This window comes from Streptomyces sp. SD31 (assembly GCF_052068475.1).
Classification (GTDB): domain Bacteria; phylum Actinomycetota; class Actinomycetes; order Streptomycetales; family Streptomycetaceae; genus Streptomyces.
On sequence record NZ_JBQHCX010000008.1, the window covers coordinates 429804 to 452046 of the forward strand.

The 22243-nt window shown below is 72.5% G+C and carries 16 protein-coding genes; 1 reads left to right on the forward strand and 15 read right to left on the reverse strand.

The features are described 5' to 3' along the window. Window positions 1-98 precede the first annotated feature (98 nt). Genes ACTMVF_RS20065 through ACTMVF_RS20075 form a run of 3 tightly spaced genes read right to left on the reverse strand, consistent with a single transcriptional unit; the run spans window position 99 to window position 2844 of the window. Entirely contained in the window at window positions 99-848 is a 750-nt protein-coding gene (locus ACTMVF_RS20065) for a DUF4097 family beta strand repeat-containing protein (protein WP_441272424.1), read from the reverse strand. A 5-nt stretch (window positions 849-853) separates the two neighbouring features. Further along, window positions 854-1498, reverse strand: coding sequence for a response regulator transcription factor (locus tag ACTMVF_RS20070; protein WP_441272425.1), 645 nt, complete (start codon window positions 1496-1498; stop codon window positions 854-856). Beyond that, window positions 1489-2844: a sensor histidine kinase gene (locus ACTMVF_RS20075; protein ID WP_441272426.1), complete on the reverse strand. Its 1356-nt coding sequence runs from the start codon at window positions 2842-2844 to the stop codon at window positions 1489-1491. Before ACTMVF_RS20075 ends, ACTMVF_RS20070 begins: the two co-directional genes overlap by 10 nt. A 166-nt stretch (window positions 2845-3010) precedes the next feature. Between ACTMVF_RS20075 and ACTMVF_RS20080 the strand changes: the two genes are divergently transcribed. After that, window positions 3011-3334 (forward strand): hypothetical protein, encoded by a 324-nt coding sequence (locus ACTMVF_RS20080; RefSeq protein ID WP_441272427.1) that lies wholly within the window; start codon window positions 3011-3013, stop codon window positions 3332-3334. Between the two features lie 39 nt (window positions 3335-3373). Here ACTMVF_RS20080 and ACTMVF_RS20085 read toward each other — a convergent pair whose 3' ends face one another. The 12 genes from ACTMVF_RS20085 to ACTMVF_RS20140 all read right to left on the reverse strand — a co-directional run. After that, window positions 3374-4174: an AfsR/SARP family transcriptional regulator gene (locus tag ACTMVF_RS20085; protein ID WP_441272428.1), complete on the reverse strand. Its 801-nt coding sequence runs from the start codon at window positions 4172-4174 to the stop codon at window positions 3374-3376. Window positions 4175-4375: 201 nt separating this feature from the next. Further along, window positions 4376-5455 carry a zinc-binding dehydrogenase gene (locus ACTMVF_RS20090; RefSeq protein WP_441272429.1) on the reverse strand — a complete coding sequence of 360 codons (1080 nt, stop codon included), beginning with the start codon at window positions 5453-5455 and terminating at the stop codon, window positions 4376-4378. Window positions 5456-5487: 32 nt separating this feature from the next. Then, on the reverse strand, window positions 5488-5778 hold the full coding sequence (locus tag ACTMVF_RS20095; protein WP_441272430.1) for an acyl carrier protein: 291 nt from the start codon (window positions 5776-5778) through the stop codon (window positions 5488-5490). Next, on the reverse strand, window positions 5775-6806 hold the full coding sequence (locus tag ACTMVF_RS20100; protein ID WP_441272431.1) for an alpha/beta fold hydrolase: 1032 nt from the start codon (window positions 6804-6806) through the stop codon (window positions 5775-5777). The genes ACTMVF_RS20095 and ACTMVF_RS20100 overlap by 4 nt, the downstream gene beginning before the upstream one ends. Beyond that, the gene (locus tag ACTMVF_RS20105) at window positions 6799-8241 is read right to left on the reverse strand and encodes a condensation domain-containing protein (protein WP_441272432.1); all 1443 of its coding nucleotides are present in this window, start codon (window positions 8239-8241) and stop codon (window positions 6799-6801) included. The genes ACTMVF_RS20100 and ACTMVF_RS20105 overlap by 8 nt, the downstream gene beginning before the upstream one ends. Before the next feature lie 163 nt (window positions 8242-8404). Beyond that, window positions 8405-9178, reverse strand: coding sequence for an enoyl-CoA hydratase/isomerase family protein (locus tag ACTMVF_RS20110; RefSeq protein ID WP_441272433.1), 774 nt, complete (start codon window positions 9176-9178; stop codon window positions 8405-8407). A 52-nt stretch (window positions 9179-9230) separates the two neighbouring features. Further along, on the reverse strand, window positions 9231-10946 hold the full coding sequence (locus tag ACTMVF_RS20115; RefSeq protein ID WP_441272434.1) for an acyl-CoA dehydrogenase: 1716 nt from the start codon (window positions 10944-10946) through the stop codon (window positions 9231-9233). Next, entirely contained in the window at window positions 10943-12703 is a 1761-nt protein-coding gene (locus tag ACTMVF_RS20120) for an acyl-CoA dehydrogenase family protein (RefSeq protein ID WP_441272435.1), read from the reverse strand. The genes ACTMVF_RS20115 and ACTMVF_RS20120 overlap by 4 nt, the downstream gene beginning before the upstream one ends. Then, the gene (locus ACTMVF_RS20125) at window positions 12700-14532 is read right to left on the reverse strand and encodes a fatty acyl-AMP ligase (RefSeq protein ID WP_441272436.1); all 1833 of its coding nucleotides are present in this window, start codon (window positions 14530-14532) and stop codon (window positions 12700-12702) included. Before ACTMVF_RS20125 ends, ACTMVF_RS20120 begins: the two co-directional genes overlap by 4 nt. After that, window positions 14529-15332: a thioesterase II family protein gene (locus ACTMVF_RS20130; protein WP_441272437.1), complete on the reverse strand. Its 804-nt coding sequence runs from the start codon at window positions 15330-15332 to the stop codon at window positions 14529-14531. Before ACTMVF_RS20130 ends, ACTMVF_RS20125 begins: the two co-directional genes overlap by 4 nt. Before the next feature lie 160 nt (window positions 15333-15492). Beyond that, complete coding sequence (locus ACTMVF_RS20135) at window positions 15493-16842, reverse strand: MFS transporter (RefSeq protein ID WP_441272438.1); 1350 nt, start codon at window positions 16840-16842, stop codon at window positions 15493-15495. After that, window positions 16835-22243, reverse strand: a 5409-nt coding sequence (locus ACTMVF_RS20140) for an amino acid adenylation domain-containing protein (protein ID WP_441272439.1), incomplete at its 5' end; no start/stop codon positions are given. The genes ACTMVF_RS20135 and ACTMVF_RS20140, both read right to left, overlap by 8 nt.

The window sequence follows — 22243 nt, forward strand, 5'->3', positions numbered from 1 at the left end:
ATACGGCCCGCCACAGGAAATCGGCGGCGTTTCAAGGGCCTGCGAGACGCGATCGGCGCTTTCCGGGAGCCGCCGCCCTGGCGATGAAGCGGCATGGGTCAGTGGATCTCCACACCGCCCTCGTCCGTGCGTACCGTGACCGTGTGCTTGGCGTCGCGGTCCACGGGCACGGTGATGTGCGGGGTTCCGTTCTTGCTCTGTGCCTGGATGTAGTAGCCGGCGTGGGGCGGCAGGGCGAGGTCGACGTTGCCCTGGTCGGTGGTGACGTCGACGGTGGTGGGGGCGGTCGCGAAGGTGGCGCGCACCTCGCCCTGTCCGGTCCTGGCCTCGAAGGCGCTGGGCTTGGCGTCCGTGACGGCGATCTGGCCGCTGCCGGTGTGCAGCGCGAGCGGGCCCCGCGGGTTGGTGAGGTCGATGGCGCCGGCGTCGGTGGTCAGGGCCAGGCGTCCGGTCAGATCGCTTGCCGTGATCTGGCCCTGGTCCGAACTGACCTCGGCCGCGAGGGCGGCGGGCAGGGTGATCTCCAGGTTCAGTGAGCAGTCGTCGCCGCAGGACCCGGTGACCGTCGTCGTCTTCTCCGACGAACTCACCGACACCTTCGGCGGGTTGTCGGCGTAGTCGCCGGTCGCCGTGACGTGGACCTTGGAGTCGCGGCCGGCGTGCAGGGTGACGCCGCCATGGGTGTTGACACGCAGCAGGGTGTCGGCGGCGGCGTTCACGGTGTGGGTGGAGGAGTATTTCTTGTGGGCGGGCAGGGCGGTGGTGACCAGCCAGGCGCCGGTGCCGGCGACCACGACGAGGACGACCAGACCGACGGCCAGGATCCAGCGGTTCTTGCGCGTTGCCATGTCTCTCAAGCTCCCAAGTAACGTAGAACGGCGAGCACACGGCGGTGTTCGCCCTCTTCCGGATGCAGGCCGAACTTCACGAAGATGCTGCGGATGTGCTTCTCGACGGCGGCGGAGCCGATGAAGAGCTTGGCGGCGATGCCCGCGTTGGACCGGCCCTCCGCCATCGCGGCCAGCACGTCGCGCTCACGGGGCGACAGCGTGGCCATGGGGTCCTGCCGACGGCTGCGGGCGAGCATCTGCTTGACCACCTCGGGGTCCAGCACGGTCTCGCCGGCCCGGACGCGCTGCAGGGCGTCGACGAAGTCGTCGGCGTCGGAGACCCGGTCCTTCAGCAGATAGCCCACGCCGCTGGTGGCGCTGTCGATGAGGTCGACGGCGTAGCTCTGCTCGACGTACTGGGACAGCACCAGCACCCCGGTCTCCGGCCAACGGTTGCGGATGACGAGGGCGGCGCGCAGGCCCTCGTCGACGAAGGTCGGCGGCATCCGTACGTCGACGACGCACACGTCGGGCCGGTGCTCGGCGACGGAGCGCAGCAGGGCGTCCCCGTCACCGACGGCGTCGACGACGTCGATGCCGTCGTCCCGCAGGAGCAGGACGATGCCCTGTCGCAGCAGAGCGGAGTCCTCGGCGATCACTACACGCATTGCATGTCCACTTCGATCAGGGTCGGTCCACCTGGCGGGCTGGTGACACACAGTCGGCCGTCGACACCGGACACCCGGTCGGCCAGGCCTGCGAGCCCGCCGCCCGGCGAGGCCTTGGCACCACCGACACCGTCGTCGCCGATCGTCACCGCCAGCCGGTCCCCGGAGCGCCGGATCCGCACCCACGCCTTCTGCGCCCGGGCGTGCTTGGCGACGTTGGTGAGGGCCTCGGTGACGACGAAGTAGGCGATGCCCTCCACGGTCGTCGACGGCCGGGGGGCCACGTCGACGTCGACGTCGACCGGGATCGGCAGCCGGGCGGCCACGGCGGACAGGGCGGCGTCCAGACCGCGGTCGGTGAGGACGGGCGGGTGCAGTCCGCGGGTGAGGTTGCGCAGCTCGGTGATGGCCTCCTGGGCGCTGGCCCGGGCCTCGTCCACCAGCTCCAGCACCGCCTCCTGGCCTGAGTCCTTCAGCCGGGAGCGGGCCCGCCCGAGCGTCATCGCCATGGCGACCAAGCGCTGCTGGGCACCGTCGTGCAAGTCGCGTTCGATGCGCCGGCGCTCCGCCTCGGCGGCGTCGACCACCCGGGCCCGGCTCTCCGTCAGGTACTCCACCCGCTGCGCCAGCGTGACGTCACGGGGCAGCGCCAGCAGAGTCCGGGCGAGGAGCATGTCGGCGGCGAGCAGAGCGCGCACCAGCAGCGGCGCGAGGGTGGCCCACAGCAGCAGGGTGACCGCGGAGACCAGCAGGGCGGTGCCGAGGTCGCCGACCGTGATCAGGCCCAACGAGGCGGCCCCGGACGGGAGTTGGGCGTAGTACGCGGGCAGCAGGACCAGGGCGAGCGGGGCGCCCCACACCAGCACGATGCCGAGCAGGGTCACCAGTGACCAGGGGACCAGCACCGCGAAGTAGGCCACCAGGCGCCAGCTCGACCGGCTCCTGGCGAGCGCCGCCACCGAGGCGAGCAGCGGCCCGGACAGCGGGGGACGGGGCTGGGGCGGTACGTCCAACTCGCAGATCGCGGCCCACCGTTGGCGTTCGGCGGCGCCGAGCAGATGCAGCGCCCAGCCCGCGAGGATCACCAGCGGTACGCCGACCAGTCCGGCCGGTACCAGGCAGACCGCGGTGCCGAGCACGGTCAGTACGGCGAGACCGGCCAGGCCCATCACGGCGTCGGTGGCCAGAAAAGCGCTCGCGCGCCACAGGTACGGCGACACCAGAGCCCGGTAGGGGTTCGGTGGCAGGGCGGGGTCCGGCGGCCGTACCACTGGTTGTTCGCCGGTGACCATGGGGTCGCCCGGTTCCGACCGGTGGCCGGCGTCGTGAGTGTCGGCCAGAACCATGCGGCCCTCCTCGACTGTCGTTTCCTGATTCCACCGGGACGGTAGCGAGGCGACGACCTGGGCCGACACGAGGACAACCGACGAGTCGGGGGTAGGGATAACCCACCCCCGGTTCGTGGGTGCACGTGACCGACAGCGCCGCACGCGGTCGGCCAGAGTGTTCCGTATGACGAAGCAGCAGACGGCAGTTGAGGGAGTCACCGGGACCGCGACCGCGGCGGCCGGCCCCGCCTCCCGTGAGGAGTTGACCAGGTTCGTCGACCGGTACGGCGATCTGATCGACGACCGGGTGGCGGAGATCGTCGAGGAGGTCGTCGAGGAGGTGCTCGCCGCGCGCGAGGCGCGTCGGCGGCGGCTGTCCTGGTTGCGTCTGTGCATCGTCGTCACGGCTCTGTGCGGGGTGTCGGTGCTGCTGCGGGAGACTCCGTACGCGGTCGCTGTGGCCTGGCTGGCGGGTGCGGGAATCTGTGTGCGCGGCTGCGGGAGTTGAGGGCGGGGCGAACGGGCGCAGCAGTGGTGGCGAGCCGGCTCACACCGCGGGCCGGAGCTCCGGACGGCCGGTGAGGATGCCCTGGTAGACGTCGCTGAGGACCTGGCTGGGGTCCACGCCGAGCTCCTCGGCGAGCATCTGACGCCCTTCGTGGTAGACGGCGATGGCCTCGGACTGCCGGCCGCAGCGGTGCAGGACGAGCATCAGCTGGGCCCGTGCCCGCTCGTGGAACGGATGTCTGGTCACCATCTTGAGCAGCTCCGGCACCAGATCGCTGTGTCTGCCGAGCGCGAGATACGCCTCGATACGGCCCTCCAGAACGGTCATCCGGGCCTCTTCGAAACCGGCCGACTCCTCGCTGAGGAGGTGCTCCGTGCCGCCGGCGAGCGCGTCCCCACGGAACAGGGAGAGCGCATCGCTGAGATATTTCGCAGCGATCCGGAAACGACGTTCCGTGAGCGCCTCTCGCCCCATTCGTGAAAGTCGGGTGAATTCTTTCCAGTCGCACCACGCATCGCCGACGGACAATGCATAACCTTGCCCCTGGCGCGTTATTGAAACCTGGCCGTCCAGGGACTTTCTCAAACGGGAAATATAGGTGTAGATCTGCGCTTCGCACGTTTTGGGCGGACGGTCCCGCCAAAGCAGATATCCGAGCCTGGAATCGGTGACTACCTGGCCGTCGGCCATGAGAAGCGCTGCTAGTACAGTCTTCGACTTGGTCCCGCCGAGCTGTATTGCCTTGCAATTCGATAGGGCATCGATCGGCCCCAGGATGCGAAATTTTACCGTATCCAACGTAAAGCCCCCGAGTGCATTCTGCGTGCAGGGTTGCTGCACCAGCAAGTATGGTACATGAAACTACACGTGACTCGGCGAGTGTGTTCGGTATTGAACTAACTAAGGGTCATTAACCTTCTCCATGGAAATACATTGCCCTTCTTTTACGCTCCGCCCGGAACCCGGCACACGCGAAATCCATCAAAAGCGCGGGCCGCACCGGGGAGTGCCTCGGTGCGGCCCGGGTCAGGGGAGGCGTGGTCAGCGGTCCAGCCGCGGATCCACCACGATCTTGGCGTGCCGGCCTCCCCCGGTCAGCTCGGTGACGGCGCCGGCCAGGCCGTCGAGCCCGGTGCGGCCGGTGATGACGACGCTCGCGTCGATCCGGCCGTCGGCGATGTCCCGCAGCGTCTGCCGGTACTCGGCCGGGCTGCCGCCGAACGAGCCGCGGATGTCCAGCTCCTTGTGCGCCACCACGCCTGGGTCGACGGTGTCGGGCCGCAGACACACCCCCACCACGACGACGGTGGAGCCGGCCGGCGCGCCCCGCACCACCTGGTCGAGCATCCCGGGTGCGCCCACGCACTCGAACAGCACGGCATCGCGCGCCTTCAGTCCCCGGTACTCGGCGGCCATCCGGTCCATCGTCCCGGTGAGCACGCCGAGCGAATCCCAGCGGTCGTACGGCGACTCCACCGCGGGGTCGATCAGCACGTCCGCGCCCAGCCGTTCGGCCAGCGCCCGCCGCTCGGCGGAGAAGTCGACGGCGACCACGGGCCCGTACCCCTGCGCCTTCAGCACGGCGACGACGCCGAGACCGATCGGTCCGAGACCCAGGACGACCGCCACGTCGCCCGAGGTCACGCCCGAGCGCCGGACCGCGCGGGCCGCGACGGAGAAGGGTTCCGTCAGGGCGGCGACCTCGGCCGGCAGGCCGCCCGGCACCGCCATGGTGAACGCCTCCGGAAGGATCATGTACTCGCCGAAGCCGCCCGGGAACGCCGGGGTGTAGCCGATGATCCCGGAACCCTGCGGGCCGAATCCGATCGGCGGGCCGCACACCGTCGTACCGACGGGCAGTGCGCGCACCGTGCCGGGACCGTAGTCCACGACCTCGGCCGCGAACTCGTGGCCCAGCACGATGCCGTCGCGGATGTCGTGCGGGGTGCCACCCGTGCGGCGCATGATGTCCATGAACGCCTCCGGGTCGCCGAGCGCGTGCAGGTCCGAACCACAGATCCCGCAGGCCAGGGTGCGTACCAGCACCTGTCCGGCCTGCGGTACGGGGTCGGGCACCTCCTCGACGACGAGGGCTCCGTCACGGGTGATCGCGGCGCGCATGGCCGTACTCCTTCCTCCGTTTCCTCTTCCGGTCAGCCGTCGGCGCGCGAGGCGATGACCAGTTCGCCCACCAGACCGGCGATGGACTCGATCGTCGGGTGGTCCCAGGCCAGCGTGGGCTCCACCTCGATGCCGTACTCGTCCTCGATGTCGCCGACGAGGGCCAGCGCATACACCGAGTCGAGGCCGTACTCGACGAGCTTGCCGTCGGGCGCGATGCCGCTCGTGGGGACGTCGAGGTAGAAGGCGACCTTCTCGACCAGCCAGTCGACGACGGCGTGGTGTTCGGCGGTGCTGGCGGACGACTGGTGTGCGGTGGTCATCGGTGCTCCAAGGTCATGGACGGGTGGGACGGTTCGAGGGAACGGGCGAAGGCGACCAGCGCCTCGGTCACGGCGGTCGGCCGCTCCTGCTGCACCCAGTGGCCACAGCCCGGCAGCAGGATCAGATCGCTCAAGTGCGGCACCCAGCGCCGGAGTTCGGCCTCCAGGTGTGCGGGGTCGACGGCGCGGATCACGAAGTCGTCCGCGCCGGCCAGGTACAGCGCGGGCACCGGGATCGAAGCCTTGGCGAGGGGGGCGGTGAGCTCCCAGTTGACGGTGAGGTTGCGATACCAGTTCAGGCCGCCGGTGAAGCCGGTGCGGCCGAACTCGCGGGCGTAGACGGCGATGTCGTCCTCGGTCAGCCAGTCGGGCAGGACGCCGGTGTCCGGGTAGATGTCGAGCAGGGCGCCGCCCTTCGGGACCACCGGGTCGACGGCGGGGGCCCCGCCGGAGGTGCCGCCCAGCATGCGGCGGAACGTGGCCGGCGGATCCCGGACCAGTTCCTCGTCCGCGAGTCCGGGGGTCTGGAAGTACAGCATGTAGTGGCGATCGCCGAAGGCGCGGCGCAGGGCGGGCAGCGGGGGCAGGCCGCTGCGCGGGCGGTAGGGGATGCTCAGGCCCGCCACCCCGCGCACCCGGTCCGGGCGCATCAGGGCGGTGTGCCAGGCGATTTGGGAGCCCCAGTCGTGCCCGGCCACCACCGCGCGCTCGGTGCCGAGCGCGTCGAGGAGGGCGACGACGTCGCCGACCAGGTGGTGGATGGTGTAGTCGGCGACGTCGTCGGGGCGGTCACTGCCGCCGTAGCCGCGCAGGTCCGGGGCAATGGCGTGGAAGCCGGCCGCGGCGAGCCCGGTGAGCTGGTGCCGCCACGAGTACGACAGCTCGGGGAACCCGTGCAGCAGCAGGACGAGGGGGCCTTCGCCGGCCTCGGCGACGTGGAAGCTCCGGCCTCCGGCTCGGAGGCTGCGGTGGGTGATCTCAGAAGTGATCTCAGACGTGGAAGTGATCTCAGACGTGATCTCAGACAAGCCCCGGCACCTCTTCGTGGTCGTCGGTGTCCTCGAAGTCGTCCGTGTCGTCGAAACCCATCAGGCGGGCCAGTTCCGCGGCGTCCATCAGGCGCAGGCGGGCGACGGGGGCGTCCGGGTCGGCGGCGGACCGGTCGGCCGCGCGGACGAACAGTTCGGAGAGGCGCGCCACGGTGGCCGGGTCGAAGAGGTCGACGTCGTAGCGGAAGTCGACGGACAGCGTCTCGGCGCTCTGGCGGATGTTCACGGAGAGGTCGAGCTGGCCCTCCGCCTGCGGAAGCGGGCACGGCGCCAGCACGAGCCCGCGGTACTCGATGGCGTCGCCGCCGCTCTCGCTGTCCAGCAGCAGCCGCATCAGCGGGTCCGGGGTCGCGGTGCCGATCATGTTGAAGGTGATCTGGCACAGGGAGGCGCCGGAGCTGCTGCGCGGTCGGTTCGCGGTGCGGGTCAGCAGGGAGAAGGGGTAGGCCACGCCGGCGATACCGGCGCGGACCTGGGCGTCGGCGGCCATGGCCGCGTCGCGGAACGTCGTGGTGGGGCCGAACTCGGCGCGAAAGACCAGGGTGTTGATGAAGTTGCCGACGACCTCGCGCAGCGCCGGGGTGGTGCGCGTGGTGGTCGGGCAGCCGACGAGGAAGTCGTTCTGCCGGGTGTAGCGGTGCAGCAGTCCCTGGAAGGTGCCCAGCAGATACGAGAAAAGGGTGACGCCGCAGGTGCGCGCGGCCTCCCTGAGGCGGGCCACCAACGGCGCGTCGAGGTCGATCGTGTGGGTCGCGCCGACGCCGGTGCGGTGGGCGCTGCGGGGCCGGTCGGTGGGCAGCTCGGCCGGGTCGGCGCCGTCGCAGCGGGCGTGCCACTGCGCGGCGAGTCGTTCACCGCGCGGCGAGGCCAGCAGTGCCGCCTCCTTGGCGACGTAGGCGTCGTAGTCGCCGGGAACCGGGGCGAGGCCCGCCTCGGCACCGGCCGCGAGCCGGCCATGGGCGTGGATCACGTCGCGCAGGAGCAGCCAGTTGGAGGTGGCGTCGGTGCCGATGTGGTGGCCGGCGACGAGGAGGACGGCGTCCGTGGGCGTGCGGCGCAGCAGGACGAAGCGGAACGCGCCCTCGGTGTCCAGTGCGAACGGCTCGTTGAGGGCGGCACGGACGGCCCGGTGCAGCTCCGGGTCATCGAGTCCCGGTACCTCGCGTACCTGAAGGCGCGGGGGCGCGGGCGCCGGGAAGAGCCGTACGGGGTGTCCCTCGTGCCGGGTGAAGACGGAGCCGGTCATGGGGTGTCGGCGGACGGTGGCGGCGACGGCCTCGGCCAGGACGGCCGGGTCGAGCCCGCTGCGCACGGCCAGGGCGACCCCGGTGTGGTAGGCGCTGCTCGTGGGGGCCAGCTCGTGCAGGAACCACAGGGCCTGCTGCGCGTGCGAGAGCTGATGGTGAGTCGGCATCGTTGTCTTTCTGTCGGCGCCGCCGGCGGTAGGGGATGTGACACGGGCTCTGAGGGAGGCGCTCGTCACCGCTGGGCTCGCCTCTTCCCACGCTGCCGGAGTGATCTATACGGCAGCCATATCGCGCGGCCCGGCAGCCGTGTCGGTGGCCGCGGTGTCCCGTTCACCGGCCGGTGAAGACGGGGTTCGCGCCGACGAGGAAGGCGTCGATACCGATGCGGTGGTCGTCGGTCGCGAACAGTTCCGCGAACTCCCGGCACTCGACGCCCATCCCGGTCTCCAGCGGGGTGCCGAGGCCCTGGTCCACGGCGCGCTTGGCGGCGGCCAGGGCCGCGGTGGGCCCCTCGGCGAACTCCTCGGCGAGGCCGCGGGCGGCTCGGTCGACGTCCTCGTCGGCGACGACCTCGTCGAGCAGGCCGATCTCCAGGGCCTGCTGCGCGGTGAGGGGGCGGCCTGTGAAGATGAGCTTCTTGGCGTGGCCGGGGCCCACCAGACGGGGCAGCCGCTGGGTGCCGCCGGTGCCGGGGATCAGGCCGAGCCGGATCTCCGGCAGGCCGAGCAGCGCGCTGCGGCCGGCGATGCGGTAGTCGGCGCACAGGGCGAGCTCCAGGCCGCCTCCGAGGGCGTAACCGCTGATCGCGGCCACCACGGGCTTGGGGATGGCCGCCATGGCGCTGAACCCGGCCTGCAGACGCTCGGTGTGGGCGCGGACCTCGGCCGGGGGCCGGCCGGCCATGCCGTGCAGGTCGGCGCCGGAGGCGAAGACCCGCCTGCTGCCGCGCAGGATCACGGCCCGTACGGCGTCGTCGCGGCCCACCTCCTCGGCGGCCGCGGTCATCTCCCCCGGTACGGCGGGATCCACGCCGCTGACCTTCGGGCGCACGATCCTGATGGTCGCCACCGGGCCGTCCTTTTCGGCCCGGACGAATACCGCCACAGTTGCTCCTCCTGCCTTGTCTGCCTTGCTGTCACGCCGGTCGGCGGCGCTGTCACGCCAGCCGGCGGCCGACGAGATCGAAGCCTTCCCGCCGCTGGTGACGACCCGTCAGCTCACGGAAGACGTCCGCGTGCCCCGCGTCGGCGCCCGGTACCGGCGCGCGTCGCAGCCGGCCGGCCAGTCGGCCGAGCGCGCCGGTGAGCCAGGCGGCGTCGCGCAGGAAGGCGCCGGGGTGATCGGGGTTGTGCCGCCAGACGCCGACGCAGGCGGCGGCCGCGAGCAGGACGGCGTAGCGCTCGGCGAGTTCGAAACCGACGGGTCCGGCCAGCGGGGTGCGGTCCCGGGGCGCCAGCTCGCCGCACTGCCGCCCCAGGTCGCGCAGTTCGTCGGTGAACCGGCCGAGCAGCGGGCCGAGGACGGGCTCGGTGCGCAGCTCGGCCTCGGCGGTGACCAGGGTCGCGGTGAGCGGGTCCTGGCGGCCGGCCGTGACGGCCAGGCGGCCGAAGTCCAGGTCGGGCAGCGGCCCGTCGAGGCGGAACAGCCCGGCGGGGGCCGGGGCGTCGTCGGACAGCCAGGCGCGGCGGGCCAGCCGGGGCAGCTGGGGGATGATCGTCGCCAGGCAGACGGTGCCGCCGGCGTGCACCAGCGAGGCCACCGGAAGGTCGCGCAGATGTTTCTGGAACACCGCGTGCGGGCCCTCGCGCAGGAACGAGCGCGCCCCCAGCACCACCGCCAGGGCGTCCACCGCGTCCCGCATCAGCAGCGGCACCAGGAACTTCACGGCGGCGGCGTACACGCTGGTCTGCTCGGGCAGCAGATGCAGCGCCCGGCACACGGTGGTGGCGAGGCAGTCGGCGGCCAGCAGGTCCAGGAAAGCGCCGGTCAGCACCGCGCGGGCGTGCGGGAGTTCGGTGACGGTACGGCGGTACAGGCGCCGTTCGGTGGCGAAGTCCAGGACGGTGCGCAGCTGCTGGTCGAGGGTGGCGACGGCCGCGCCGGGCAGCACCGCCCGGGTCACCTGGAAGGCGCGCAGGACGGTCTCCATCGCCTCCCCGAGGCCGCCGGCGACGGTGTCGAGGGGCAGCGGGCAGTCGCGGAACTCCAGCCCGCCCAGGTACATGGCGCGCACCCCGCTGGTGCGGTAGCGGGGCAGGTGGCGCAGCCGGTCGCGGGGTGCCGTGGCGGAGTCCATGAGCACCAGGGAGTGGCTGCGGCTGCCGGGCGCGTCGCTGGTGCGGGCCAGGACCGTCACCGCCTCGGCGCGCGCGATGTTGTTGATGATCTCCTTGCGGCCGTTGAGGACGAGCTCGCCGCCGCGCACATCGGCGCGGAAGCCGGTGCGGGTGACGTCGTTGCCGGTCGACATGTCCGTGTAGGCGGCGGCGATACGGCCGTTGCGCAGCAGGACGTCGGCCAGCCACCGGCGCTGGTCCGGGCGGCCGGCGGCCCACACGTTGACCGAGCCGACCAGGTTGCTGGCGCCGTGTCCGAGACCGAGGGCGATGTCGCGGCGGAACAACGGCCGCAGCACGTGAGCCAGTTCGTCGGCGCGGGTCAGCCGGCCGCCGAGGTCGGCGGGGACGAACTCCGCGCCCAGGCCGTAGGCGTCCAGGGCGCGTTCGCCGGTGGCCAGGAGGTCGCCGCGCTCGTCGGCGGCGAGGAGGGCGGCGAAGCCGAGCGGGTTGTCGGGGTCGCCGGGGTCGCCGAGGAGGGCCTCCAGGGGGGCCATCGTGGCGGGGGCGGCGGTGGGGTGGGGCGCTGTGGTCACACGCTCTCCTTCAGCGGGTGGTAAAGGAGGGAGGGCAGCTGCCCGGACTCGTGCTGGGCGATCAGGGTGGGCACGAGCCGCTCCAGGACGTCGTCGCGGGCGTCGGGCCGAGTGGCGCCCAAGTGGTCGAGGACCCGGGCGAGCGCGGCCTCCAGCCAGCGGCCGTCCTGCCACAGCGCGGCCGTGTGTCCGGCGTCCGCCGTGGCCTCGGCGACGGTGTGCCGGTTGCGCAGCCAGAGGTGGACGGCCGCCGAGGCGGCGAAGCACCAGGCGTACCGCTCGGCGAGCGCGAACGCGGACGCGGGGACGTCGAGGGCGGTCGGCCGGTAGGCGTCGAGCTCGGCGGCCAGTCCCTCGGCGGCGGCCAGGACACCCTCGGCTCGACGGGCCACGGAAGCGGGCAGCCTGCCCTGCGCGGCGAGTGCGGACAGCTCCCGTACGCCCGGGGCCAGTGCCTGGACGACGCTGCAACCGGTGCGCGGCAGCAGGGACAGCCGGTCGCGGTCGAAGTCGGGCAGGTCGGCGGTGAGCGTGGTGGCGGCCGTGAGTCCGCTCTCGTCGAGGGTGCCGCGCCGCCACTTGCGGGCCAGCAGCGGGAAGTGGTTGATCAGGGCGTGCAGGTTGACCACGGTGTTGCCGTCGAAGATGCCGACGATGCGGTGGTCGCGCTGCAGCTTCTGGAACCGGCCGTGCTCGTACGTCTCCCCCACCAGCAGCGAGCGCGCCCCGAGCACGGTGGACAGGCGGGCGACGACCCGGTCGACCAGGGTGGGGACGAAGTACTTGGTGACGGCGGAGACGGTGGCCAGTTCGCCGGTGAGGGCGTGCAGGGCGCGGCCGGCCACCAGGGTCGTGGCCTCGGCGAGCAGCACGTCGGCGTATGACTGGGCGAGCAGTCGCCGTGTCTGGGGCAGGTCGATCAGTCGGTCGCCGTATGCGTGCCGGTCCAGGGCGTAGCCGGTGGCCAGCGCGAGGGCGTGGTCGGCGGCTCCCAGGGACAGCGCGGCGCACAGGGTGCGGGTCAGCTGCAGGCTCTTGAGGACGATCTCGCTGCCCTCGCCCTCGGCACCGACCAGCGCCGACTCGGGGATGCGGGCGTCGGTGAAGTCGATCCCGCTGATGTCGGCGCCCCGGATGCCGTGCAACCGCACCTGCGGCAGCGGCCGGAACGCGGTGCGCTCGAGCCGCTGTTTGTCGACCATCAGCAGGCTGAAGCCGCGCGGCCCCTCGGTGTCCCGGGTGCGGGCCAGGACGCAGATCAGCTGGCCCCGGTTGGCGTTGTTGATCAGCCACTTCTCGCCGTCGAGCCGGTAGTGGCCGCCGTCGAGGCGGGCGGTCACCTCACCGGCGAGCAGATCGCTGCCGTGGTCCCGCTCGGTCAGCCCCCAGGACACCACGGCCCCGTCGGTCACCCGCGCCGCGAGCTCCCGGGCCTGCCGGGCGTCGCCGCCGACCCACACGGAGACGGCACCGAGGAAGGTCTTGCCGTGCGCGACGGCGACGGTCAGATCACGCCGGGCAACCGCTCGCATCAGCTGCAACACGTGCTCGTAGGAGCGCAGTTCGCCGCCGTGGGCGTACGGCACGTACTGCCGGTGCAGGCCCAGCAGGTCCAGCTCCCGGCAGATCTCCAGCGGGAACTCCTCCCGGTCGTCCAGCGCCCCGCAGCGGGCGTACGAGAACAGCCGGCCCGGATCGGCGGGGTCGCCGAGGCGCCGGTCGAGGTCGGCGGCGGCGAGGTACGGGGCGTGTCTCACGCGGACCGTCCGCAGGCCGTGTGTGCGGTTGCCCGGTACTCGCGCAGGACCGGGGCGTCGAGGTCCTCGTACAGGCCGGGGAGGGAGCCGTCCATGAACATCTGCCGCATGTGGGAGCGCCGGATCTTGCCGCTGGTGGTGCGGCGGACCTGGCCGGGCCGCAGGAAGACGACGCCGCCGACGCGGATGCCGGCACGCTCGGCCAGCGCCCCGCGCACGGTGCGGGCCAGCTCGGGCAGGTCCGCGGCGGACGACTGACGCGGGCGTATCTCCTGCAGGACGACGACGCGTTCGCCGTCGGCGGGGACCGAACAGACGCTGCCGACGAGGCCCTGGAACGCCTCGTGCAGGCCCTGGACCTCGCGCTCCAGGTCGTGCGGGTAGAGGTTGCGGCCGTTGACGACGAGCATCTCCTTGACCCGCCCGGTGACGAAGAGTTCGCCGCCGCACAGGGCTCCGGTGTCGCCGGTGCGCAGGTAGGGGCCGTCGCCCTCGGCGGTACGGGCCCGGAAGATCCGCTCGGTGGCCTCCGGATTGCGCCAGTAGCCGTCGGTGACGCTGCCGCCGCGCACCCAGATCTCGCCGATCCGGCCGTCGGGCAGGGTCTCCCCGGTGTCGGGGTCCACGATCCGCACGGTCAGGTCGTTGACGCGGCCGCTGCTGACCAGCCGGGCGCCCTCGGCTCCGGCGGGCAGGGTGCGGATCTCCTTGCGGGCGAGGGCGTCGGCGTCGACGGTCGCCAGGACCGGGGCGCGGTCGGGGCGGGTGCCGGTGACGAGGAGGGTCGTCTCGGCCATGCCGTAGCAGGGGTTGAAGGCGTCGAGGCGGAAGCCGGCGGCGGCGAAGCGTTCGGCGAAGCTCAGCAGGGTGCGGGCGCTGACGGGTTCGGAGCCGTTGCCCGCGTTGCGGAGCCGGGACAGGTCCACGCCGGCGAGCTGTTCGTCGGTGACGCGGCGGACACACAGGTCGTAGGCGAAGTTCGGGGCGACGCTGGTGGTGATGTCGTAGGTGTCGAGGAGGCGCAGCCACAGGTGCGGGCGGCGCAGGAAGTCCATGGGCGCCATGAGGACGGTGGTGGCGCCCAGGTACAGGGGCAGCAGCAGCTTGCCCATGAGGCCCATGTCGTGGTGCTGCGGCAGCCAACTGCCCATCCTGGACCGGGAGTCCAGGCCGAAGGCGTGGGCCATCTCACCGATGTTGTGCGTGAGCGAGCCGTGGGTGACCATCACGCCCTTGGGGTCGCTGGTCGAGCCGGACGTGTACTGCAGGATCACGAGGGTGGCGGCGTCCATCGACGGCACCTGCCAGCCGGGCGTGTCGGCCAGGTCGAGGGTGTCGGTGGCGACGCAGGGCACGTCCTCGGCGTCGGCCTCCCGCAGGAAGTCGGTGACGGAGGGCAGGTCGTCGGAGGCGGTGAGCACGAGCCGGACGTCGGCGTCCCGCACGATCCCGGCGGAGCGGACGTCGTGGCCACGCTGCTGCCCCGGCATCGGGGACGGTACGGCGACCACACCGGCGTACATGCAGCCGAAGAGGACCTTCACGAACTCGAGACCGGTGCCGTGCAGCAGCAGCACCCGGTCGCCCACCATGCAGCGCCCGCGCAGCCAGGCGGCGATCTTGCGAGCCTCGCGGTCGAGTTCGCCGTACGTCAGGGTCTCGTCGACGGGCCGGCCGTCGGGGTGCCGGACGAAGACCACGGCCGGGTGGTCGGGGGTCTCCCGCGCGTGTCTTTCGAGCCGGCTGACGATGTGGTCGGGGCTCGCGAGGGCGTCGCGCTCGTCGCTCATGTGCTCGGACGGCCTTTCTGTGATGCGGTGGATGGTCACGCGCCCTGCTCCGCAGTGGTCCCGGCCGCCCGGCCCACGGCCGCGCGCAGGCGCAGGTCGGCCCGGAGGTGGCCGGTGAGGTGGGCGAGGAGTTCGGGCTCGCGCCGCTCCAAGTAGAAGTGGTCGCCGGGGAAGACCCGCATCTCGAACCCGGCCGTGGTGGTCTGCGACCAGGCGCGGACGTCCTCGATCAGGCAGTCCTCGTCCTCGTCGCCGACGTAGGCCACCACCGGGCAGTGGGTCCGGGCGGCCGGGTCCGGTCGGTACGTCTCCACGAGCCGGTAGTCGGCCCTGATGACGGGCAGCACCATCTCCAGGAGGGTGGGGTCGTCGATCTCCGCCAGGGAGGACGAGCCCAACTGCCGTATCTCGGTGAGGAAGCCGGCGTCGTCCCGGGTGTGCAGGTCGGTGCGTTCGCGGCGGTGCGGGGCGTCGGCGCCCGACACGAACAGCCGCAGCGGGCGGACCCCGTGGCGGGCGTCCAGGCGCAGGGTCACCTCGTGGGCGACGACCGCGCCCATGCTGTGCCCGAACAGGGCGAGCGGGGTGTCGAGGAACGGCTCCAGGGCTTGTGTGACGCCGTCCGCGAGTTCGCCGATCGAGTCGGCGAAGGGCTCGGTGAACCGGTCCTGGCGGCCCGGATAACAGGTGGCCAGCAGCTCGACGTCCTCGGGAAGGCGAGGGGCCCACGTCCGGTAGGCGGTCGGCGAACCGCCGGCGTGCGGCAGGCACACCAGGCGCAGCCGGGGCGCGGTGGTCGCTCGGTAGCGGCGGAACCACCTGTCCGCTGACTCGGTCATCACTGTCCTTCCGGAATGCGGGGCGGGCTTCCGCCTGCGGGGGGGGTGAGGGTGGGTACGGCGCGTCGGCGGCTGCGCCTGGGGCGGGCGGGCGTACGGGCCCCGACCCACACGCTGCCGCCCGGTTCTATATGCGGCCCATATCGTTTCTGCACTCGCCTTACGACGCCTGACGCGTCGTCTGAGGGCTTGCGGTGCCGCCGCTTTCGCGACCGCGCCCCTCCGCTCGTGCGACAGGGCTGACGGCCGCCGTCACGGTCAGCAGCAGGACGGCGGCGCCGAGGCCGACGCCGGTGCTGGTGAGGCCGGCCCGGTCCAGCAGCCAGCCGCCGCCGAGGGCGCCGAGGGCGCTCGCGGCGGAGGACAGGGCTCCGGTGGCGCCGCTGACGCGGCCCTGCAGTGCATCGGGGGTGACCCGCATCTGGTAGATGCCGCCCGCGACGTTGAACAGGCTCGCCACGAAGGAGATGCCCGCCAGGGTGCCGACGAGGACGACCGGACTGCGGGCCAGCACCGACAGCGGCACGAGCACGCTCCATACGGCGAAGCCGGTCACCACCGTCCGGTACAGGCTCGCCCGGCGCAGCCACCAAGACGCGCACAGGGCGCCCAGGACGCCGCCGACACTGCCCGCGCCGATGACCACGCCGACGACGGCGGGCGAGTGGCCACCATCGTGGACGATCACCATCACCGCCAGCAGCAGCACCTGGAAGACCAGGTTGCTGCCTGCGAAGATCCCCACCATCGTGCGCAGGAACCGCCGTTGCCACAGCCAGCGGACGCCCGCGGTGATCTCGGTGTGCAGCGGTTCTCCGGGGCCGGCCGCCGGTTCGGCCGCGAAACGCCGTCTGATGAGCAGCAGCAGAGCGAGGGCGACGAAGTTGGCGAGCGCGTTGGCGGTGAACGGGAGCCAGCGGGCCAGCGTGAACAGCGCGCTGCCGCCCGGCTGGCCCAGCAGGCCGATGGCCGCGCCGCGCGCCTCGTTCTGGGCGAGCGCGGCGGGCAGCTGCCCGGGGCTCACCACATGCCGGACGGTGGCCCGTTCGGACAGCTGGTGCACGATCGTCACGGACGCCTGGAGGAACGCGGCGGCCATGAGGTGCGGCAACCAGAACCGGCCGGCCAGCTCGGCCGCCGCGACGCTGCCGACGACGAGCACGCCCAGCACATCGCAGCCGACCATCAGCTTCCGCCGGTCGAGACGGTCGACCAGCGTCCCGGCGGGCAGCTGGACGAGCAGACCGGGCAGCGCCGCCGCGAAGGTCACCAGCCCCGTCGCGGCGGCCGACCCGGTGTGCCAGAGCACGAGCAGCGGGAACGCCGCCATGGTCATGGACGTACCGAGCCGGGAGACACCGGCGCTGACCCACAGGCGGATGAAGTCGGCGTTGCGGCGGAGGGGGACGGGAGGAGGGGGCGCCTGGCCCGGGGCGGGCGGGGCCGCCGCCTCCACGGCGGGCCCGGTAGTCACCGGGGCCCCCTCGGGCAGTTCGAGGTTCTCAGACACCTTGCGCACCCGAGCCGTTCCCGCCGTGTTCCCGTCGTACCGCCTCGTCGATCGCGCGCTGCCACAGTCCCGCCGTGCGGGTTCGCTCGGCCCATGTCGTGGCGATGACGTGGCGGACCAGCTCCCGGCCGGCCACGGCGTTCGTCAGCAGGACCGCGCCGACGCCCGAGTGCAGTCGCAGCCCGGTCATGGCCTGGTAGCCGTACGCCTGACCGCCGTGGCCGAACTCCAGGTCGCCCGAGGAGTCGTCGACGATGGTGCTCCAGCCGTACATACGGCCCGACCTGGGCGTCAGCATCTCCCGTACGAGGTCCTGGTCGACGAGCGAGCCCGCCAGGCCCAGTCGGCAGCGCCGGACCTGGACGGCCAGCGCGGCGAGGTCGGCCGCCGTGCTCCACAGACCGCCGGCCGCGGCCTCCGGGTTGACGTAGTAGCCGTCGGGGACGGGCGCCCCGCTCGCGTCGTGGCCGTGCGCGAAGTCGCGTCGGGACACGTCGGGGAAGCGCGGCTCGAAGCCGCTGGCGGTCATCCCCAGCGGGTCCAGCACCAGCCGCCGGACCAGGTCCGGATAGGCCTCCCCGGTGAGGTCGGTCATCGCCTGCTGCAGCACCGAGTAGTGCACCGGCGTCAGCCGGAACACCGCACCGGGCTCGTCCTGCCGGTGCGCTGCCGGGGTGCGGGCCGGGGACCGTCCGTTCAGCACGTCGAGCACCGTCGGCACCGGGTCGTGCCGGCGGTAGCCCTCCGTCAGGTCGGGATGCTCGGCGAAGCCGGCCTGGTTGCCCAGCAGCAGCCGGGCGGTGACCGGACGGCCGTCGGGCACCTGCCAGGAGGTGAGGTACTCGTTGATGTCGCGGTCGAGGTCGAGCAGCCCCTCGGACACCAGCCGCAGCACGGTGAAGGCGGTGAGGTGCTTGCTGATCGACCCGGCCGCGAACAGCGTGCCGTCCGTGACCGGCACGGCATGGCTCGTGCCCTGGACCCCGAAGGCGTGCACCTCCGCGATCTCTCCGTCCCGGACGAGGGCCAGGCTCGCGCCCGGGATGCCGTGCCGCGCCATCACCTCCTCGACGGCGTCCCGGACACCCGCCGTCGCGGGGGCGGCACCTCGCCGCGGGCGACGCGCACCGTCGCGCAAAAGCGCGCCGAGCTCGGCCACCTGCTCCTCGGCCAGCTTCCGGACGGTCGACTCCTCGTGGACGGCGGTGCGATGGGTCCAGCGCAGGTACAGCCGGTCGCCGTGGACGCGGGCGTCGACGTCCAGGAGCAGGCCGGCCGGCAGCTGCGAGTCCTGTACGACGGCGTGCTCCGGTACGAAGGGCCGTTCCGTGTCCCTGGTCTGCGTGGCGGGCGTGAAGCCGAACCGGACCTGCGGTGCCGGCAGGGCCGCCAGCTCCTCGGCGACGTCCGGGTCGGGCGCCAGCCACCGCAGCAGTCCGTGGCCGTGGCGAGGTGCGGGCAGGGCCCTCAACTGCCGGGTGACCGACGTCAGATCGGCCGCGGGGCCACGGTCGCGCGGCATGCGCAGGGACACCGGGACGGCGTCCGTCAGCGGGCCGACGGTCCGGGCCAGGGCGGCGGCCTCGTCGGACGCCTCCCGGCGCGGGTCGACGGTGAGCTCGACGCCGATCCGGTCCGCGTCGGCCCAGCGCGCCAGCACTCGCCCGAGCGTGGACAGCAGCATCCGTTCCGGCCGGTCGTCGGCGAGCAGCGCGGCGGTCTCCTCCGGCGGCAGCGACACGGTGACGGTGTTGCCGACGCCGGTCGCGTCCCGGGCATCGCCGTGGTCGACCGGCAGCGTCGCGGCCTCCGGCACACCCAGCCAGGCCTCGGCCTGGTCGAGCAGCTCCTCGCTGCGGGCCTGCTCGGCGAGCTGCCGCGCCCAGCCGTGCAGTGGGACCGGCACCTCGGGCAGTTGTACGGCCCGCCCGCGGGCGAGCTGCCGTACGGCCGTCGCGAGGTCGTCGAGGACCACGGTCCAGGAGCCCTCGTCCAGGGCGAGCCGATGCCCGGACAGCCACAGTTCGTCGTCCGGGGCGTCGTCGAAGCGGACGAGCGTGGCGCGCAGGGGCGCACCGCCCCGCGCGTCGACGTCCGCCGCGCTCTCGGCGACGGCCTCGCGGACCGCCTCCGCCCGCCGCTCGGCGGGCACGGCGGCGAGGTCGGCGACTCTCAGCAGGGCGTCACCGTCGCTCTCCGTCTCGGTGAGCCGTGCGACGGCCGGCGAGGCGTCGGTGTCGAGGACCAGCCGCAGGGCCTGGTGGTGGCGGAGCACGGCCCCGAGCGCCTGCCGCAGTACGTCGGCGTCGGCCCGCCCGTCCCACGGCACCCGCACGGTGCGCGCGCCGTCCGCGTATCCGTCGAGCCACTTGACGTGGCCCGGCAGCAGCGGCATCCCGTCCTGCGGGAACCGGGCGTCGTCGGCCTCGGCCGCCGCCGTCAGCGAGGCGAGGTCACCGAGGCTGCGGGCCTGCAGGATCATCCACATCGCCACCGGCAGCCCGGCCTCCCGGCACTCCGTCAGCATCCGCACGGCCCGCAGCGAGTCACCGCCCAGGTCGAAGAAGCCGTCCTCGACACTCACGCCGTCCACTCCGAGGAGCTCGCACCAGATGGCGGCGAGCCGCTTCTCGACGGGGGTGCGCGGGGCGGTACGAGGTCCGCTTCCGGTGTGGGTGCTCCGGCTGAGGGCGGGCAGGGCGCGGTGGTCGACCTTGCCGCTGTTGGTCAGTGGGATCGCCTCAAGGCTCACGTACGCCGCCGGGACCATGTACTCCGGGAGCGTGCCGCCGAGATGGGCACGGAGGTCGGCCGCGGCCGCCTCGCCGGCGACGTACGCCACGAGGGTCTTGTCCCCGGCCTGGTCCTCCCTGGCCACCACTACGGCGTCGGTGACGGCGTGGTGTTCGCGCAGACGTGACTCGATCTCGCCGAGTTCGATGCGGTAGCCGCGGACCTTGACCTGGCTGTCGATCCGGCCCAGGCACTCGAAGGTGCCGTCCGGCAGTCGACGCGCCAGATCACCGGTGCGATACAGCCGGGAACCGGCAGGGCCGAAGGGGTTCGGGACGAACTTCTCCGCCGTCAGCCCCGGCCGCCCGTGATAGCCGTGCGCCAGACCGTCACCGCCGATGCACAGCTCACCCGTGACGCCGACCGGGACCGGGTGCCCCTGGGTGTCGAGTACGTACAGCTGCGTGTTGGCGAGCGGACCACCGATCGAGACCCGCTCGACGCCTTCCGGAACCTCCCAGAACGACGACCAGATCGTGGTCTCCGTCGGGCCGTACACATTCACCAACCGACCGACACGTGAACCCAGTTCACGAGCAAGCTCCCCGGTCAGGGGTTCACCACCGACCAGCGCTGTGACGCTGTTGTCGTCGAAGTCGGCCGCCAGCAGGAGGCGCCAGCCCGAGGGAGTCGCCTGCATGTGCGTCACACCCTGGGACGCCGTGAGCGCCATCAGCACGGTGGCGTCCTTCGCCTCGGCATCACCGGCCAGGACGACCCGACCGCCCGTGATCAGCGGCAGGTGCAGCTCCAGCCCCGAGATGTCGAACGAGATCGACGTCGACGCCAGCCACACACCCGTGTGATCGGCACCGAGCCGCTCACGCAGCGAGGCCAGCAGGTTGTGCAGAGCCCGGTGGCTGATGACCACACCCTTGGGACGACCGGTCGAACCGGACGTGTACAGAACGTAGGCCACCTGCTCCGGATCGAGCGGGGCCGCCTCGAAGACGGTGGGCAGAGCATCGATGTCCGAGCGGTGAGCGGCAAGGTAGTCGTCCGTGACCACCAGCACGGCCCCGGCGTCCTCCGCCATGTACGCGGCACGCTCGGCCGGCAGCGCAGGATCGATCGGCACATACGCCGCCCCGGCCTTCCACACCGCCAGCATGCTCACCAGCACATCCGGCGTCCGATGCAGGGCAAGCCCCACGACACCGCCCGGCACCACACCCACACTCCGCAGATGATGCGCGAGCCGGTTCGACCGCTCCGCCAACTCCCGGTAAGTCAGCCGCGCTTCACCGCAGACGACGGCAACCTCGTCGGCGCGAGCCGCAGCCTGCCCCGTGAACAGCTCCAGCGCGCCTGCGCCGTCCCACTCGGTCGGAGCAGGCGCCGGCAGGGCGGCCTTCAGTTCCTCGGCCGGGAGGTGCGCTCCGCCCGCCGTACCGGCCGGGTCCGCGGCCATGGCCTCCAGCACCTGCCGGTACAGGGTCGCCAGGCGGCGCAGGCCGGTGCTGCCGATCGTGTCACCGGCGGCGATCAGCGCGATGTGGCGCCGGGAGGCGGCCACGTTGAGGGCGAACTCGTTCGCGCCGTCGTTCAGACCGGCGGCCACGTCGACGGCCGCCGTGTCGACCTGATGGAAGTCCAGGTACTCGAAGAGGACGGAGACAACACGCCGGGCGTCGCCGGTGTCGCGCTGGATGGCGGGCAGGGGGTAGCGGCGGTGCGCCCAGATCTCCGTCTCCTGGGCGTGCACGCGCTCGACCAGCTCCTGCCAGGTGCCCGAGACGGGCCGAGTGGCCGGGAAGGGAAGAGTGTTGAGGTGCATGCCCAGCACCCGGTCGGAGCCCGGCGCCTCCAGACGCCCGTGGAAGACGACCCCGGTGTGGAAGGCGTCCTCCGCCGTCAGCGCCGACAGCACCTTCAGATGCGCGGCCAACAGAACGGTCTTCAGTGAGGCGTTGGACTGCCGGGCCAGGGCGAGGAGACCGTCCGCCAGGTCTGCGAACGGGATCGACTCCTCGTGCGTCTCCGGCACGCTCGCCGGCGCGTCCGCCCAGCCCTCAGGAAGGGTGACGGGGGCGTGGCGTTCGACGACGTCCTGCCAGAAGGCGCGGTCCTCCTCGCCGTCCAGGGAGGCGAGTTCGGCGGCGACGAAGTCCGCGTACCGGACGGCCGGGGCCTCGTACGCCGGCGCCTCATGGCCGTCCCGCAGCCGGCGGTAGCACTCCACGATCTCCATGAGGAGCGTGTGGTAGCTCCAGCCGTCCGCGATGGCGTGGACATACGTGAAGGTGATCCGCCACGACTCGTCCGACTCCAGGTGCACCGCGATCCGCAGGGAGGGCTCCGCGGCGAGCTCGAACCCGGTAGCCCGCTCCTCGGCACCGAACGCCCGCAGCGCCGCGTGCTGTTCCGACGTGCTCCTGCCGCGCAGGTCGTGCACTGTCACGGGTACGACGGAGGTGCCGTGGACCAGTTGGAGCGGCCGGGAGTGGCCGGCGAGGTGGAGCGTCGTACGCAGCATCTCGTGCCGCCGGGTGATGTGGTCGACGGCCGCACGGAACGCGTCCGCGCGGAAGGGCCGCTCGTCCGGGATCCGGAAGGAGTTGATGTTCTGGTACGCCGACCCGCCCCGCTCCTGCGCGGCCAGCATCTC

Bases quoted from the DNA above. Each gene is read 5' to 3' on its own strand.
- ACTMVF_RS20065 (WP_441272424.1), bottom strand. From the start codon at position 848: ATGGCAACGCGCAAGAACCGCTGGATCCTGGCCGTCGGTCTGGTCGTC.
- ACTMVF_RS20070 (WP_441272425.1), bottom strand. From the start codon at position 1,498: ATGCGTGTAGTGATCGCCGAGGACTCCGCTCTGCTGCGACAGGGCATC.
- ACTMVF_RS20075 (WP_441272426.1), bottom strand. From the start codon at position 2,844: ATGGTTCTGGCCGACACTCACGACGCCGGCCACCGGTCGGAACCGGGC.
- ACTMVF_RS20080 (WP_441272427.1), top strand. From the start codon at position 3,011: ATGACGAAGCAGCAGACGGCAGTTGAGGGAGTCACCGGGACCGCGACC.
- ACTMVF_RS20090 (WP_441272429.1), bottom strand. From the start codon at position 5,455: ATGCGCGCCGCGATCACCCGTGACGGAGCCCTCGTCGTCGAGGAGGTG.
- ACTMVF_RS20095 (WP_441272430.1), bottom strand. From the start codon at position 5,778: ATGACCACCGCACACCAGTCGTCCGCCAGCACCGCCGAACACCACGCC.
- ACTMVF_RS20105 (WP_441272432.1), bottom strand. From the start codon at position 8,241: ATGCCGACTCACCATCAGCTCTCGCACGCGCAGCAGGCCCTGTGGTTC.
- ACTMVF_RS20130 (WP_441272437.1), bottom strand. From the start codon at position 15,332: ATGACCGAGTCAGCGGACAGGTGGTTCCGCCGCTACCGAGCGACCACC.